The organism is Sphingomonas sp. TX0543 (assembly GCF_048565505.1).
GTDB lineage: Bacteria > Pseudomonadota > Alphaproteobacteria > Sphingomonadales > Sphingomonadaceae > Sphingomonas.
Window position 1 is genome coordinate 2,737,416 of the sequence record NZ_JBLZUS010000002.1, and the last position, 15,600, is coordinate 2,753,015.

10 protein-coding genes and 4 pseudogenes are annotated in these 15,600 nt (G+C 61.4%); 11 read left to right on the plus strand and 3 right to left on the minus strand.

Annotated elements, in window-relative coordinates; all coding sequences use genetic code 11:
• Positions 1 to 574: 574 nt before the first annotated feature.
• The 3 genes and pseudogenes from hsdR to istA (ACM61V_RS13780) form a co-directional block, all read left to right on the plus strand.
• Positions 575 to 3,034 (plus strand): EcoAI/FtnUII family type I restriction enzme subunit R, encoded by a 2,460-nt coding sequence (hsdR, locus tag ACM61V_RS13770; RefSeq protein ID WP_419714076.1) that lies wholly within the window; start codon positions 575 to 577, stop codon positions 3,032 to 3,034.
• On the plus strand, positions 2,982 to 3,905 hold the full coding sequence (locus ACM61V_RS13775; protein WP_419714077.1) for a type I restriction-modification system subunit M: 924 nt from the start codon (positions 2,982 to 2,984) through the stop codon (positions 3,903 to 3,905). The genes hsdR and ACM61V_RS13775 overlap by 53 nt, the downstream gene beginning before the upstream one ends.
• A gap of 90 nt (positions 3,906 to 3,995) precedes the next feature.
• Positions 3,996 to 4,904, plus strand: a pseudogene (gene istA / locus ACM61V_RS13780) (IS21 family transposase); the annotation flags it as partial.
• Between the two features lie 77 nt (positions 4,905 to 4,981).
• Here istA (ACM61V_RS13780) and istB (ACM61V_RS13785) read toward each other — a convergent pair.
• Both istB (ACM61V_RS13785) and istA (ACM61V_RS13790) read right to left on the minus strand, forming a co-directional pair.
• Entirely contained in the window at positions 4,982 to 5,836 is an 855-nt protein-coding gene (gene istB, locus ACM61V_RS13785) for an IS21-like element helper ATPase IstB (protein WP_419713830.1), read from the minus strand.
• The gene (gene istA, locus ACM61V_RS13790) at positions 5,833 to 7,089 is read right to left on the minus strand and encodes an IS21 family transposase (protein ID WP_419713831.1); all 1,257 of its coding nucleotides are present in this window, start codon (positions 7,087 to 7,089) and stop codon (positions 5,833 to 5,835) included. Before istA (ACM61V_RS13790) ends, istB (ACM61V_RS13785) begins: the two co-directional genes overlap by 4 nt.
• A 147-nt stretch (positions 7,090 to 7,236) precedes the next feature.
• Between istA (ACM61V_RS13790) and ACM61V_RS13795 the strand changes: the two are divergent.
• Positions 7,237 to 7,857: pseudogene (locus ACM61V_RS13795) on the plus strand (Mu transposase domain-containing protein); the annotation flags it as partial.
• Entirely contained in the window at positions 7,847 to 8,632 is a 786-nt protein-coding gene (gene istB / locus ACM61V_RS13800) for an IS21-like element helper ATPase IstB (RefSeq protein ID WP_419713736.1), read from the plus strand. The pseudogene ACM61V_RS13795 and the gene istB (ACM61V_RS13800), both read left to right, overlap by 11 nt.
• A gap of 71 nt (positions 8,633 to 8,703) precedes the next feature.
• Here istB (ACM61V_RS13800) and ACM61V_RS13805 read toward each other — a convergent pair.
• Positions 8,704 to 9,437 (minus strand): annotated as a pseudogene (locus tag ACM61V_RS13805) (helix-turn-helix domain-containing protein); the annotation flags it as partial.
• 130 nt (positions 9,438 to 9,567) lie between these two features.
• On the opposite strand from ACM61V_RS13805, the gene ACM61V_RS13810 reads away from it, so the two are divergent.
• The 6 genes and pseudogenes from ACM61V_RS13810 to ACM61V_RS13835 all read left to right on the plus strand — a co-directional run bounded on the left by ACM61V_RS13810 (position 9,568) and on the right by ACM61V_RS13835 (position 15,521).
• Positions 9,568 to 10,392: a hypothetical protein gene (locus ACM61V_RS13810; RefSeq protein WP_419714078.1), complete on the plus strand. Its 825-nt coding sequence runs from the start codon at positions 9,568 to 9,570 to the stop codon at positions 10,390 to 10,392.
• Positions 10,393 to 10,394: 2 nt separating this feature from the next.
• Positions 10,395 to 11,435, plus strand: coding sequence for a TniB family NTP-binding protein (locus tag ACM61V_RS13815; RefSeq protein ID WP_137788472.1), 1,041 nt, complete (start codon positions 10,395 to 10,397; stop codon positions 11,433 to 11,435).
• Positions 11,432 to 13,312 (plus strand): hypothetical protein, encoded by a 1,881-nt coding sequence (locus ACM61V_RS13820; RefSeq protein ID WP_137788473.1) that lies wholly within the window; start codon positions 11,432 to 11,434, stop codon positions 13,310 to 13,312. The genes ACM61V_RS13815 and ACM61V_RS13820 overlap by 4 nt, the downstream gene beginning before the upstream one ends.
• Positions 13,313 to 13,407: 95 nt before the next feature.
• A pseudogene (locus ACM61V_RS13825) lies at positions 13,408 to 14,165 on the plus strand (IS5 family transposase).
• 104 nt (positions 14,166 to 14,269) lie between these two features.
• Positions 14,270 to 15,163 carry a helix-turn-helix transcriptional regulator gene (locus ACM61V_RS13830; RefSeq protein ID WP_137786258.1) on the plus strand — a complete coding sequence of 298 codons (894 nt, stop codon included), beginning with the start codon at positions 14,270 to 14,272 and terminating at the stop codon, positions 15,161 to 15,163.
• Positions 15,153 to 15,521 carry a hypothetical protein gene (locus ACM61V_RS13835; protein ID WP_137786259.1) on the plus strand — a complete coding sequence of 123 codons (369 nt, stop codon included), beginning with the start codon at positions 15,153 to 15,155 and terminating at the stop codon, positions 15,519 to 15,521. Before ACM61V_RS13830 ends, ACM61V_RS13835 begins: the two co-directional genes overlap by 11 nt.
• The last annotated feature ends 79 nt before the right edge of the window (positions 15,522 to 15,600 follow it).

Genomic DNA, 15,600 nt, shown 5'->3' on the forward strand with positions numbered 1-15,600 from the left:
TAGATAGCGTAGAATGCATTGGCAGATCACGCGTAAGCTTAAAGTCGCTTCCGGGATCGCAAATGCGCTCCTGAAGCTCCGAGTTTGGGGCGCGTTGCTGCCAATCCGTCGATGATGTTCAATCGTGATGCAGGGGCTATAAGCAGCTATGCCACCAGACGCTTTCACGCCTTTAACCGGTGACGCGCACCTATCTTTGCGGATAGGCGACACTTTCATTGTCGAAGGAACCGTTACTGCCCGAGGTTTCGTGGGAATTGGCGTGATCGTTGCAGCCGCCTTGCTCGGCTCCGCTGCAATCGTGATAGCAGCGAGGTCTCGGCCCCGGCAGCTTTCCGGATCATTGGTGCCACGCCTCGATGGCTGAATCTGGGGCGCAAAGCAGGGCGGCAACTTCTTGTCATTCAGGCAGTATTGCTGCATCTCTATCTGACCCCGCTGGTGCCGACCTCGGCACGGCTACCAGAACGTCACACTGATCTGGCACGAGCCCGCCCATAGGGCGTTGTCTTCTGCAGGTGCTCTAGCGATTTTTCGAAGGAACCCTATGGTCTGCCTCACAAGGTGGGGCTCCATGTTAGACAAACACGCGCTCAGCGAACGCGATATTTGCACGAAGTTCATCTCGCCGGCTGTGAAACAGGCAGGCTGGGACGAAATGACTCAGATTCGGGAAGAGGTGAATTTCACCAAAGGCCGCATCATCGTCCGCGGTAAATTGGTCTCTCGTGGCGAATGCAAGCGGGCCGACTATGTCCTCTATTATAAACCCAACATCCCGCTCGCAATCATCGAGGCGAAGGACAATGCGCAGCCGGTAGGCGCCGGCATCCAGCAAGCCCTGGAATACGCCGAGACCCTCGACATCCCGTTCGTATTCGCATCGAACGGAGATGGATTCGTTTTTCACGACCGGACGGGCACGGGCGACACCCGCGAAACTACGCTTGCTCTGGATGAATTCCCGTCGCCAAATGAGCTGTGGCGACGCTACGCGGAGTGGAAGGGATTAACGCCAGCGGGCGAGGAAATCGCCCTCGAAGATTATTATGATGACGGCAGCGGGAAACAGCCGCGCTACTATCAGGTCAACGCCATAAACGCCGCGATCGAAGCGATCGCGAAGGGGCAGAACCGAGTTCTGCTCGTTATGGCGACCGGAACCGGCAAAACCTACACAGCGTTCCAGATCATATGGCGCCTCTGGAAGGGCGGGCACAAGAAGCGCGTGCTTTTCCTCGCGGACCGCAATGTTCTGGTCGACCAGACCATGGTCAATGACTTCCGGCCCTTCGGCCCCGCCATGGCCAAGCTGTCAGCCAACTCCAAGACGATCGAGCGCGACGACGGCAGCAAGATCGAGCTGACGCTTGCCATGGACAAGAAGCGCCGGGTCGATACGGCCTATGAAATTTACCTCAGTCTCTACCAGTCGATCACAGGGCCTGAGGAACGGCAGAAGCTGTTCAAGGAATTCTCGCCCGGCTTCTTCGATCTGATCGTGATCGACGAATGCCATCGCGGCAGCGCGGCCGAGGACAGCGCATGGCGCGAGATCCTAGAGCACTTTTCCGACGCGACGCAGATCGGCCTTACCGCAACGCCCAAGGAAACCCAGTACGCGTCCAACATCCACTACTTCGGCAAGCCAGTTTACAGCTACACGCTCAAGCAAGGCATTCGGGACGGCTTCCTCGCGCCCTACAAGGTTATCAAGGTTCACGTTGACCGCGACATCGAAGGCTATCGACCGCAGGCGGGTCAACTCGATCGCGAAGGTAACGAAGTCGAGGACCGTATCTACAACGCGCGTGATTTCGACCGGACCTTGGTGCTGGATGACCGGACCAAGCTCATCGCTCGCAAGGTCACGGAGTTCCTGAAGGAAAGCGGTGACCCGTATCAGAAGACGATCGTCTTCTGCGTCGATCAGGAACACGCCGCCCGCATGCGGCAAGCCTTGGTCAACGAGAACTCCGATCTGGTCGCGGAAAACTCCCGCTACGTCATGCGGATCACCGGAAACGATCCGGAAGGACAAGCGCAGCTCGGCAATTTCATTGATCCCGAAAGCCGCTATCCGGTGCTGGTCACCACTTCGCGCTTGCTCTCCACCGGCGTGGATGCGCAGACCTGCCGGCTGATCGTGCTGGACCGGGAAGTTGGCTCGATGACCGAGTTCAAGCAGATCGTCGGGCGGGGGACCCGCGTTCATGAGGATACCCGCAAGTTCTTCTTCACGCTCATGGATTTTCGCGGCGCGACCAACCACTTCGCCGACCCTGATTTCGATGGCGAGCCGGTGCAAATCTACGAGCCCAGCGACGATGATTCCGTCTTCCCGCCCGATGACGAAGACACGACGAGCGATCCCAGCGGCGATGACGAAGAGGAATCACGCGAAGACGAGACCATCATCGACGGCGGCGATCGGCCGGACATTACCATCAATGATGGCGGAATCAGGCGCGGGAAGATCTACGTCGACGGAATTGGTGCCAAGATCATAGCCGAGCGCGTGGAATACCTCGACGAGAGCGGCAAGCTCGTCACCGAAAGCCTTCGCGATTTCACGAAGCGGGCACTGCGCAAGCACTTCGCAAGCCTCGACGAATTCTTGAACCGTTGGAACCACGCTGACCGCAAGCAGGTCCTGGTCGATGAGCTAGCCGCCGAAGGCCTTGCCCTCGATGTGATCGCCGATGAACTCGGCAAGGATCTCGATCCCTTCGATTTGATCTGCCACGTCGCATTCGACCGCAAGCCGCTCACCCGCCGCGAGCGCGCTACCAACGTCCAGAAGCGAGACGTTTTCTCCAAGTACGGCGAGCAGGCCCGTGCCGTGCTGCGCGCCCTGCTCGACAAGTATGCCGACGAAGGCATGCTGAATCTTGACGACACCAACGTGCTTCGTATCCCGCCGCTGAACACGCTGGGCACCCCGGTCGAGCTGATCAAGGCATTCGGCGGCAGGGCCGGGTTTGAAGAAGCCGTCCACGCCCTGCAAGACGAGCTCTATCAGGAAGTCGCTTGAACTTATGTCAGTCCGTACCCTCGTCAAATCCATTCAGGACATCATGCGCAAGGACAGCGGCGTCGATGGTGACGCGCAGCGCATTAGCCAGCTGTGCTGGTTGTTTTTCCTGAAGATCATCGACGATCAGGATCAGGAATTGGAGCTGATGCGCGACGGCTATCAGTCGCCCGTTCCACCGCAATTCCAGTGGCGCAGCTGGGCTGCCGATCCCGAAGGCCTGACCGGCGAGGCGCTGCTCGCCTTTGTCAACGAAGAGCTGTTCCCGGCGATGAAGGGCCTCAAGCCCACCGGCCAGCCGGGTGATCGCCGCCGCGTGGTGCGCGACGTGTTCGAGGACGCTTACAACTACATGAAATCCGGCCAGCTCCTCCGGCAGGTGGTCAACAAGATCAACGATATCGATTTCAACAACCTCACCGAGCGCCAGCACTTCGGCGACGTTTACGAGCAGTTGCTCAACGACCTGCAATCGGCTGGAAACGCCGGCGAATACTACACCCCCCGTGCGGTCACGGCCTTCATGGTGGACCGCATCGATCCCAAGCCGGGCGAGATCATCTTCGATCCCTCCTGCGGCACTGGCGGGTTCCTCACTTGCGCGATGAAGCACATGCGCGAACGCTATGTGAAGCGGCCGGAGGACGAGGCGCTGATGCAGGCGTCCTTCCGCGCGGTGGAAAAGAAGCCGCTGCCGCACATGCTCTGCGTCACCAACATGCTGCTGCACGGAGTGGAAGATCCCAGCTTTGTGCGGCACGACAACACGCTGGCCCGGCCCTACATCAGTTGGGCGCAGAAAGACCGCGTCGATGTGATCCTCACGAACCCGCCTTTTGGCGGCAAGGTGTTGATTTCCGCTGAGAGCTGACCCGGGAAGGTCCAAAGTTTCCACTGAGAAGTGACCCATGTTCTGAGCTTCCCCCTGGCATTTGCGTCGGGGGATCAAGGAGTGATCGACATGGCGTTATTGAGCGTAATCCGGCGCTGGCATTTCCGCGAAGGGATGCCGATCCGGGAGATTGAGCGACGCACCGGATTGTCGCGCAACACGATCCGCAAGTACCTGCGCGCCGGCACGGTAGAGCCGAAGTTCAAGGTTCCCGAGCGGCCAAGCAAGCTGGACCCGTTCGCCGAGAAGCTGTCGGCATGGCTACGGATCGAGGCGGGCCGGTCGCGTAAGCAGCGGCGCACCGCCAGGCAGATGCACGCCGATCTGGTCGTGCTGGGCTATGACGGATCCTACAACCGCGTCGCGGCCTTCGTTCGCACCTGGAAGGCCGAGCGGCAGCGTGATGCCCAGACCAGCGGCCGCGGTACTTTCGTCCCGCTGGCGTTCGCGCCGGGCGAGGCGTTCCAGTTCGACTGGAGCGAGGACTGGGCGATCATTGCCGGCGAGCGGACCAAGCTGCAGGTGGCGCACAGCAAGCTGTCGCACAGCCGGGCGTTCATCGTCAGAGCCTATCTGCTCCAGACCCACGAGATGCTGTTCGATGCGCTGACCCAGGCGTTCCGGGTTCTCGGCGGCGTCCCCCGGCGCGGGATCTTCGACAACATGAAGACCGCGGTCGACCGGATCGGTGCCGGCAAGGTCCGGCAGGTTAATGCCCGGTTCGCGGCGATGGCCAGCCACTACCTGTTCGAGCCGGATTTCTGCAACCCGGCCGCCGGTTGGGAGAAGGGACAGGTTGAGAAGAATGTCCAGGATGCCCGGCGCCGACTGTGGCAGCCGCTGCCCAGCTTCCCCGATCTGGCGGCACTCAACGCCTGGCTCGAACAGCGCTGCATCGAGCAATGGGGCCAGATCCAGCATGGCGTCCTGCCCGGCACGATCGGCGATGCCTGGGCCGACGAGGTAGTCAGCCTGATGCTGTCAAAGGGCCCCGAACTTTCCGCAGATGTGGGCGCTTAAAATTCCCTATGCTGGCGGTTTGAGCTATGCGGTGATCAGCCGTATTCGGGATCGGGTTTTCCTTTCGTTGGCGGGCGGCCGCGACGCTTTGGCGGTGGATTGAACGTGACGCCGGCGCGGACGTTTTCGGGCACCAGCGCGGCGTGCTCGCGCATCCTGTAGCTGGAGCCCTCGATCTGGATGACGACGGCGTGGTGCAGCAGCCTGTCGAGCAGCGCCGTCGCCACGACGGCATCGCCGAAGACCTCGCCCCATTCGGCGAAGCCGCGGTTAGAGGTGAGGATCATGGCGCCCTTTTCGTAGCGGGCGTTGACCAGCTGGAAGAACAGGTTCGCGCCGCCGGGTGTGACCGGCAGGTAACCGATCTCGTCGACGACGAGCAGCGACGCTCTGGTGAGGAAGCGGATCTTCTCGCGAAGCGTGCCCTCGCGCTCGGCCTTGGCGAGCTGGGCGATCAGATCAGCCAGCGGGATGAAGTAGACCGCCTTGCCGGCGCGCACGGCCTCGACCGCCAGCGCGGTCGCGATGTGGCTTTTCCCGGTGCCGGGCGGGCCCAGCAGATGGACGACCTCGGCGCGCTCGATGAAGTCGAGGCCGGCGAGCGCCAGGATGCGGTTGCGGTCGAGCGAGGGCTGGAACGAGAAGTCGTAGCCGGCGAGCGTCTTGACGACGGGCAGCCGCGCCATGCGCAGGGCCGCCTTGATTCGGCGGTTCTCGCGCAGAGACAGCTCCTCGCCGAGCAGATCGTCGAGCGCCTCGATGCCGTCGATCTGGCCCTGCTCGATGCGTCGCAAGGTCGCGTCGAGGATCTCAAGCGCCCGCGGCATCTTGAGGCTGACCAGGCTGCGGCGGATCGAGTCGACGCGCGAGGATGGTGCCGCGCCGTTCATGGCCGTCCTTCCATCGCCAGGCTCGCGCCAATGGCTTCATAAACCGCCAGCGAGCGCAGCGGCACATGGTCACCGAGCCGGCCGATCATCGTCGTGCGCCGTTCCTGTGGCCGTGATTGAGGCCTTCCGGTGCGATGACGCCGGTCGATGCGATACTGGAGGCGTCCTTCGAGCACAGGGTGCTCAGCAACCACAACGCCGCGATCGATTACCCGGACTACGTCCGGTAGCTGCTCGACCTCGACGATGCGGCGCGTGCGGTCAGGCACGCTGTAGAAGTTGCCGCCGACCGCCACAAAGCCGTCATGGGTAACCCGCCGCTCGAGCTTCAGCACGGCGTTGAAGCGGTGTTCGGGCAGCCGCTGCAGTTCTCCCTGCTCCTCGGCGAAGGCCTCGGCCACCACGCGCTGCGTCGTGCCGTGCACCCGGACATTGGCCACCGTGTCGAGCCACTCGACGAGCTGGGCGTTGAGGTCCTCCATGTTGCGGAAGGATCGGCCCAGGAAGAAGTCCTCGCGGATGTAGCGGAACGGCCGCTCAACTTTCCCCTTCGTCTTGGCGCGATAGGGCCGGCACGCCCGGGGCTGGAACCGGTAGTGCTTCGCCAGCGCCAGCAGCGAGGTGTTGTAGACGATGTGGCCCTGGTCGTCCTCGCCGGTGACCGCGGTCTTCATCCGGTCATAGAGGATCTCGATCGGCACGCCATCGATCGCCTCGAACGCCTGCATGTGACAGCGCAGCAGCGTCTGCAGGTCCTGATGCAGCACATAGCGGGCGAACACGAGGCGCGAGTAGCCCAGCACCAGGCTGAACAGCCAGACGATGCGCACCACGCCCGGCTCGTCGGTGAACTCGACGACGAACCGGGCGAAGTCGACCTGGGCCTGCACGCCGGCCTTGGTCTCGAAGCGAACCTCGTAAGGCTTGGGATCATGGTCGGGCCGGATTGCTGCCAGGTAGCGCTTCACCGCGGTGTACGCGCCGGCATAGCCCATCTCCCTGATCTCGCGCGTGAGGCGCGAGGCCGTCAGCTCGGGGAACGCCGTCACGCGCTCGCGCAGGAACTCCATGTAGGGCGCGATCTTGCTCGGCCGCCCGGCCTTGCGGGGGCCGTAAACCGGCACCTCGACGCCGCGCTCGATGTATTTGCGAACGGTCTTGGGATCACGGCCCGTCCGGCGGGCGATCGCCGTCACCGACAGCCCCTGCCGGTGCAACTCCAGTATCATCATGGCTTCTCCAAGTCGGATCATCAGCGCCGCCTCCCGCAGGAGGTCATCGCGCCGATTTTGGCGTTGCCCAATGAGCCGGGGTTAACCCCGGCTCATTGGGCAACCAGGCCCAACAATCAGGGAATTTTCAAAGCCCACATCCGCGGAGAATTACACGCCCACTGACAGATGCCGTTGGGGCGGACCTTCGACGGCTTCGTCGAGCACGCCAAGCGGGTCTCGCCGACCTGCCTCGTGCACTTCGAGCGCAACCGCTACAGCGTGCCGGCATCCTTCGCCAACCGGCCGGTCAGCCTACGCGTCTACCCTGACCGAATCGTCATCGCCGCCGAAGGCCAGATCCTGTGCGAGCATGACCGGATCATTGAACGCTCGCACCACCTGCCGGGGCGGACGGTCTATGACTGGCGGCACTATCTGGCGGTGATCCAGCGCAAGCCTGGCGCCCTGCGCAATGGCGCGCCCTTCGCCGAGCTGCCTGATGCGTTCCGGCGGCTGCAGGGCCATCTTCTCAAGCGCCCCGGCGGCGACCGGGAGATGGTCGAGATCCTCGCCCTCGTCCTGCAGCACGACGAGCAGGCGGTGCTTTGCGCCGTCGAGCTGGCGCTCGAAGCCGGCGTTCCGGCCAAGACCCACATCCTCAACATCCTGCACCGGCTGACCGACGGCAAAGCTGGCACCCCGCCGAGAATCGACGCCCCACAGGCGCTGAGCCTGGTCCGCGAGCCCAGGGCTAACGTCGAGCGCTACGACGCGCTCCGCAACAAGGAGACCGCCCGTGCGTCATGATCCTGCCAGCGCCGCCGTCGTGGTCATGCTTCGCGGTCTGAAGATGTACGGCATGGCCCAAGCCGTCAGCGAACTCGTCGAACAGGGGGCGCCGGCCTTCGATACCGCGGTGCCGATCCTGTCACAGCTGCTCAAGGCCGAGGTCGCCGAGCGCGAGGTCCGCTCGATCGCCTACCAGATCAAGGCCGCCCGCTTCCCGGCCTACAAGGACCTCGCCGGCTTCGACTTCGCTTCCAGCGAGATCAATGAAGCCATGGTTCGCCAGCTGCACCGCGGCGAGTTCATCGACGGCGCCCACAACGTCGTGCTGATCGGCGGGCCGGGCACCGGCAAGACCCACATCGCCACCGCGCTCGGCATCCAGGCGGTCGAGCATCATCGCAAGAAGGTCCGCTTCTTCGCCACCGTTGACCTGGTCAACGCGCTCGAGCAGGAAAAGGCCATGAACAGGGCCGGCCAGCTGGCCGATCGGCTGCTGCGTCTCGACCTCGTGATCCTCGATGAGCTCGGCTACCTGCCGTTCAGCTCGTCAGGCGGGGCATTGCTGTTCCACCTGCTCAGCAAACTCTACGAGCGCACCAGCGTCGTCATCACCACCAACCTCAGCTTCAGCGAGTGGGCCGGCGTGTTCGGCGATGCCAAGATGACGACCGCGCTGCTCGATCGGCTCACGCACCACTGCCACATCCTGGAGACCGGAAACGACAGCTTCCGCTTCAGAGCCAGCACCGCCGCCGCGGCGCCCAAACCACGAAAGGAAAAATCGCCAGCTTGACCCATCACCCGCATCGCGGGACATATCTTCAACCCGGGTCACTTCTCGATGAAAATCCCGGGTCAACTCTCAGCGGAAATCAACACATGGGCCTTCAGAAGGCGGTAAACCGTGGCTTCCGACACGAAGTAACGCCTTTCGTCGGTAAAGCGCACCGCCAGCTCCCGTGGGCTCAGCTCGGACTGCTCCAGTGCCAGTTCGATGATCTGATCATGGATGTCAGGCGGGATCCGGTTCCACACGCGGCTCGGTGCCGATGGCCGATCTTCCAACGCCTCCGGTCCGCCTTCGAGGAACCGGTCGTACCAGCGGTAGAACGTCCGGCGTGCGATCCCCAGCTTGTCGAGGGTGAGCTTCGCCGGCAGATGCGACTGCTCGACGATCCGGATGATCTCGAGCTTCTCGGATGCGGGATATCTCATTCGTCGTCGCCCCCATCCGCGATCATGCTTTTTTTGAGCAGACGGTTTTCGAGCGTCAGGTCGGCCACGCATTCCTTCAGGGCACGGGCTTCGCGGCGCAGGTCCTGCACCTCGCCGCTGGTCGCGGCACGAGCCGTGTCACCCGCCAGGCGCCGCTTGCCCGCTTCCATGAACTCCTTCGACCAGGTGTAATACAGGCTCTGGGCAATGCCTTCCTTGCGGCATAGTTCGGCAATGCTGTCTTCGCCACGCAGCCCATCGAGCACAATGCGGATCTTGTCTTCGGCCGAAAAATGCCGCCGGGTCTGCCGCCGGATGTCCTTCACCACACGCTCAGCAGGGGCCTTGGCAGGCGATTTTTTCAAGGAGTGTTGGGGCTTCATCTTCGTTCCTTCGTCACTACGACGAAGCCCCAACACTCCTTAATTCACAACCTCAAATCTGTGCCATTGGCGCTGACGGGGAACAGCCATGGGCCACAGCGCTTTGGGCGGCCGATCCCCGAACGACGTCATGCTCGAATACATTATGCACGAGGGCAAGATCCGCTTCACGCCGCCGGGCGAAATCAAGCGGCACTTGGCACGGGCAGTACAGGGTATCCTGACCACGGACGGCGTGACCTTCGACGGTATTCTGTATCGCTGGAACCGGGACGGCATTACGCAGGTCCTGTCGAACAACTTGTCGTCGCAGGCATTTCGCCAGCGGCTCGAAGGCACGGCGAAGTGCGACGTGCATATCCGGGTGTACGATTGGAACCTGGATTCCATCGAGGTTCTCGACGAACACGCCAATCAGTTCGTACCGCTCTGGTCAGACGACCCCGATTACACCGCCTTCTTGAGCCGGGCAGAGCATAAATTTCACCAGAGGTGCGCTTCCTCAGGCGCGACGGGCGCGCAGACGAGCGAAGAGAAGGCGCGGCACCGGGGGGATAATCTTAAGCGTGCGTGGCGCGACATGCACACCCAGCCGTTCCGGTTTGCAAAGACGGCCAGCTCTATTCTCGAAATGGCCGAGATCAGGTCGAAGGCGCGCAACATTCAGGACGACCCGGACCTGACTAACTTCGACGACCTGCTGTTAGAAACCGCAGTCGCTGGGGCCGAGCGCGTGGACGTTCCTCTTGGTCCGTCGCAGAAGCGGGAAACGAAAGGCAGGCCGGAACCGTCGTCAAGGGCCAAGTCCAAGCTGCCAGAATCTCCGTTTGATTGGGGCGGCTTGGAGCCTGCACCCCGGACCAACCAGCTCATGCTTGAGCAGCTGGAAGAAGAGGATCTCGACGGCGGGATCGATTGGGACGCCGATGACGATCAGCTCGGGCTGAGGGACTGAACGTGAGCGCCCCCAGCCGTCGACCTAGTGATCCGCTTGGCGATCAACCAGCTCCGACTCATGGCGACCTGAAGCCAGACTACGCACATCGCGCTCGCTCCGAACGGGTGGCGCGGGTCTTGCCGTTTTTTAAGGCCAACTACGTTGAGCACGGACCGCAGACACTCGTCGTTGAGCAGTTGCTCACCTACCTCGCGTCGATGCAACCTCTGCTCGGTGGTCCAATCGATGGACGGCGGTTGTCTGAGCACTCGAACGCCGGGAAGTCCCGCATGATCGAGCACCTGGTCGCGACCGCGGCATTGCGTCGTGCAGCCGCGGGTCTGCCGCCCAATCCGTACCAAATCGTCGTGTTGGAGCTGGACAAAACGACGTCGGTATCTGCCTTCTACCGGCGCATCCTTCTGCAGCTCGGTGATGACCATTGGGATAGCCCAGCCAAGCTCGACGAACTGGAAGAGCGCGTCCAGCATCTCAGTCGGAAGCTTGAGGTCGAGGGGTTGGTCTGCGACGAGGTTCAGCATTTGGATCGGAAGACCACTGACGCGCGGCAGGTCACCGATCGCTTCAAGACGTTCCTCAACCGTGGTGTTCTACCACTCATTCTGGTTGGCGATGAGGATTCCGAGGTCTTCTTTAACAAGAATCCGAAGTTTGCTTCGCGGCTCGGAACACCCCTCACGCTGAAGCCCTTGGACGTGCGCAATAATGAGGAGGACCGCGTCCATTTCCTGCGCTTCTGCAAACGACTTGACCAGTCGATGGCTGAGGCGGGCATCGTTGATGCAGTCGCACGTTTAGACGGCCCCGGGATCAGGACTCAGCTCGCTGTCGCTAGCGGCGGCCATATCGGAAGGGTGTGTCGCGTAGTTTGCGAAGCCACCTTGCATGCGCTGTGGCGGGGCTCACCCGTTGTTGAGCGGCACGATCTCAGCGTAGCGACGCGCCAGTTCGCGATGAAGTTGAATTGGGTCATGCACGACCCGTTTTCGATTGTTCCCGGTGCCAGTTCCGAGAACAGCACGGGAGCGCGGATTGGATGACTAATCGTCCACGTCAGTTGCGATTTCCCTACAAGCCTGCGGCGGACGAAAGCCTTTGCGGCGCGTTGGCAGCCGCTTGTCACGACTCCCGCGTGCGGTCGATCAAACAGGTCCTCTCCAACGGCGGGGTTCGCGTTTTCGATCCCGGGCAAGTTCAGGTTGCAAGGCCCCAGGTACTCGACGCTGTGGCTACAATCATGAAGGTGAATGCCGCGCAACTATCGTCACACGGCTATACGCCGATGACGCGCAACATGCTTGCGCTTGCAGACGTCGTCGTACCCCGAAAGGTTATCGAGCTTCGTCGCCGCCGGGTTGGACCGCTTTCTCTCATGAAACAGCCGCATCATCGAGCGGCATGGCTCAACCGGCTGTTGCCATACTGCCCGGAGTCGTTGGAACTTCTCGTCGATGCCTGCCCGAGCTGCGGGCCGCTTCAATGGCGTTATGCGAGAGGCATCGGTAACTGCGATCATTGCGGAGCGCTGATCGCGCCGTCTGGCTCGGCATCCTTAGCGGCCGCGCTGGCGGATGACTACCGGCAGGCAGCCAATTTGATGTCGCATCAAGAGGATGTCGGAGCGGAAGCTATCAAGGCGCTTCCATCCTGCATTCAGAGGTTTTCCCGAACGACCTTACTCGCGACGCTCCTGCGGGCCGGAATCGTGTTCTCCAGCCAACGAAGCTGGTTCGCGATCCACAAGTTGATCGAGCAACCACCCACCGTCGTTGCGCAGGTTATTTGCGCCGGTGCCAGAATGCTCAGGGGTTGGCCTCACTCTATTCGCACGGAGGTCAGTGCGCTGACCGACGCGATGGCTGATGACCTCGTGGCGTACGACGCATTGCGGAACGACCTGCGCTGGTTGACCGGGCGGACATCCGAAGGTGCGGAACTCTTTAGTATCGCGCTCAGCACCCTCGACGGCCGGACCGCAGACGTGTTCGCGACGGGAGAAGCGCCCTATTATACAACCACGCAGGTCAGCCGCCTGCTGAACATAAGCTCCCGTGAGCTCAAACATCTGAGGGACGCGGGCGTCGTCCGGTACGACAAGCTCCCGAGCGAACAACGCACGAGAGCTCGGTATCACTCGAAAGACATCGATGAATTAGTGAACTTGCTTCGTGACTGCATGACGGCTGGGGCAGCCGGCGCCGCACTGGATGTGCCGGTCTACGCGGTCGATCAAATCGCTAAGGCTGGCTACATCGAAGCTGTCGACGATCCTCGCGTTCATGCGCTTCGGGGACATCAGGTTGTCAAACAATCTGTGGAGGCGCTTGTGGATCGGCTCCGCAAGGGCGCGTTGCAGGCGAGTCCTCCTTCGACTGCGGATCGCCTCGAAAAGGTCTTGGCGGCATTTCCGGGGGAAAAGCCTTGGGGAGCGGCAATCGGTGCGCTGCTACGATATGGCGCCCGTTACTATTTGCCCCAAGGCGACCTCGCAGTCCGGCGGATCATGGTCGACCCTGCAGTTGTTTCGACCTTTCAGCGCGGTCGCGCATGGTATTCCGGCAGCGGCGTGGGGGTCACGCATATTGCGCTGCGCGACGCTGCTGAAGTTCTCGGGTCGAGCTTCCCGGAGGCTGTCGCTGCCGTCAATTCCGCTGGGCTCGCAATCGTTCGCTATGGCCCTGGCAAGGGGGTCTGTCGGGATGGCTTGCGCCGCTTGGCCGGTGAGATGGCCTTTGTCCGTGAAGTCGCGGCGTACACCGGGAGTCACCACCGCGCGGTTTACAGCGAACTCACGAGGCATGGCGTTCCGCGAGTACACGGAGGCTGGTGCCGCCGAATGCTGGTTCAACTCGGCTTGGTTTCTGGATCTAGTCCCCCTCCGTCGCCAATGGCGGACGCGATGACGACTGGCAGGTAACGCAGTAAACAACGCTAGGACGGATCGACATTCAGGATTCCCAAGGGGAGTGATCGCTGATTCATAGGTATCCGTGTTGAGACGCGGAGCGGATGATGGTGGCCAAGCGGTATGAACTGAATGATGCACAGTGGTCGAGGATCGCGCTGCTGTTGCCGGGCAAGGCGACGGATCCGGGGCGAACTGGATCCGATAACCGCTTGTTCGTGAACGGATGTTTGTGGGTGCTGCGGTCTGGGGCGCATTGGAGCGACCTGCCGGAGCGCTACGGCAAGTGGAAGACCGTGCATCGCCGCTTCAGTCGCTGGTGCCATGCCGGTGTCTGGGAGCGGGTGTTCGCAGCGCTGACGATCGACCGGAATAACCAATATCTGATGATCGACAGTACCATCGTTCGGGCGCACCAGCAGGCGGCGACTGGAAAAGGGGGGCGTGCGATCAGGCGCTGGGGCGTTCCCGAGGCGGACTGACCACCAAGGTCCACATGCTGGCGGACGCGCTCGGCCGGCCGCTGCGCTTCATCGTCACGCCCGGCCAGACCGGAGATATCACCCAGGCGCCGGCCCTGCTCCACGGCCAGGAGGGCGGCGCCGTACTCGCCGACAAAGCCTATGACAGCAATGCCTTACGGGCCATCATCGCCGACATGGGGGCTGAAGCGGTCATCCCATCGAACCGCCACCGCAAGGTCGCCATCCCTCACAACGCCACCATCTACAAACACCGCAACTGCATCGAGCGATGTTTTGCCCGCCTCAAGCACTTCCGGCGCTTCGCCACGCGCTATGACCGACGCACCGCCCACTTCGCAGGCTTCATACACCTCGCCGCCGCCATGATATGGCTACGATGAATGTCGATCCGTCCTAGCGTTAACCATCAAAATGCGATGTCACAAAATATGAGTATTGCAACTCACAATATGAGTATTTATTGAAGCCTTTGAGAGGAGGCTTCATGATTCGTTTGAAAGAATTACGGCTCAAGACCGGGCGTACCCAAGCGGATGTCGCTGCAGAATTGGGTACAAATCAACAAACTTATGCTCGTTGGGAAAATGGGAAGAGCAACCCGCCACATGCGATGCTTGGGAAGATGGCCGAGCTATTTGGGGCAACATTCGATTATATCCTCGCACGTGAATTGCCCGCAGGAAACATGCGTCAGCGGCCGTCTGGAAGAGACACGATGCGATATTGGGGCGATGTAGGCTTGCGTCCCCGCGGCGGTACGAAGACGATCGGATTTCCCGTAACGGCTGAGCAAGCGGAGCGCCTAAGAGCACGGATTGCGAGCGGCGAGCGGCTTCCCGATTGGGTCACGTTTGAGGCGATGAACAACCGAATCCTCGCGTTTCGTCCTAAGCAAATGCGGCGTATCTGGTTGGTGGACGAAGCCGATGAGTTTCCTGAGGACTTCCACTTCTCGGACGCACTCGACACGGCAGGGCGGCCCATCGAAATCTACAGAGCATTAGCAGACTGGGTCGATCAGGAAGAGGGTGGTGAGGACGTCTTTTCAGATCACCCAAAAGCTCTCCAGGAATCGGCCTTGGAGGTCATTGAGCAAGCAGGTTTCACAAACGATCCTTACACCCTCGGCGAACTGCTCAGGAACACCGTTATCCATCATGTTGACGGTGAGGTGGAGGCTTACGAAGTAAATCACGATGATCTCGCGTCGGCCATGTTCCATCTTGAGCATAGCAAAAATGTTGATGTCATCGAGCTGTCAGCGACCGAAAGCAGTTTTGAACGCTATCACCCACTTGAGGATCTCGCCCTGATCGAATTCTCAGCAATTGAGCTACAGGCTGCTTGGGCGAAGGAGCGGAGTGAGTATGAAGCTTGAGGCACTTAAGGCGAAAATCGGGCGTAGTCTCGGCGAGCCCTGCACGCTTGCTCCTACGACCTCACTTGATCGGAAAGAGCGGGTCCGCCTTTGGAACGCCGACCAGAAGCGGCATCGTCGAGAGACTTTCAACGGATTCTCTGGGCGCTTTCCTACTCAGGAAGAGCTTTTCGCCTTTCTTACCAACGAGATCGTGGCGGGTGAGCGCACTCGCGCCGCGATTGCGAGAGACGCCGCCATCCGCCCACAGACGCTGGCGTACTTCATTCGGGTTGGAAAAGTTTCGACGCAGTTGCCGATCGCGGAATGCGACCCGTCACCCTCAAGCGTAGTTCAGCTAGATGCGATCGAATTGTGACGAGGTTAGAATGCCACGGCGTGAGGCCGGTTCAGCGATAGTCAGCCCGGCCTTCGGCGATCGGGCCGAAACCACAAAT

Coding starts and splice junctions, on each gene's coding strand:
- hsdR (WP_419714076.1), top strand. CDS start 575: ATGTTAGACAAACACGCGCTCAGCGAACGCGATATTTGCACGAAGTTC.
- istB (WP_419713830.1), bottom strand. CDS start 5,836: ATGAACGGCGCGGCACCATCCTCGCGCGTCGACTCGATCCGCCGCAGC.
- istA (WP_419713831.1), bottom strand. CDS start 7,089: ATGATCCGACTTGGAGAAGCCATGATGATACTGGAGTTGCACCGGCAG.
- ACM61V_RS13810 (WP_419714078.1), top strand. CDS start 9,568: ATGCTCGAATACATTATGCACGAGGGCAAGATCCGCTTCACGCCGCCG.
- ACM61V_RS13820 (WP_137788473.1), top strand. CDS start 11,432: ATGACTAATCGTCCACGTCAGTTGCGATTTCCCTACAAGCCTGCGGCG.
- ACM61V_RS13830 (WP_137786258.1), top strand. CDS start 14,270: ATGATTCGTTTGAAAGAATTACGGCTCAAGACCGGGCGTACCCAAGCG.
- ACM61V_RS13835 (WP_137786259.1), top strand. CDS start 15,153: ATGAAGCTTGAGGCACTTAAGGCGAAAATCGGGCGTAGTCTCGGCGAG.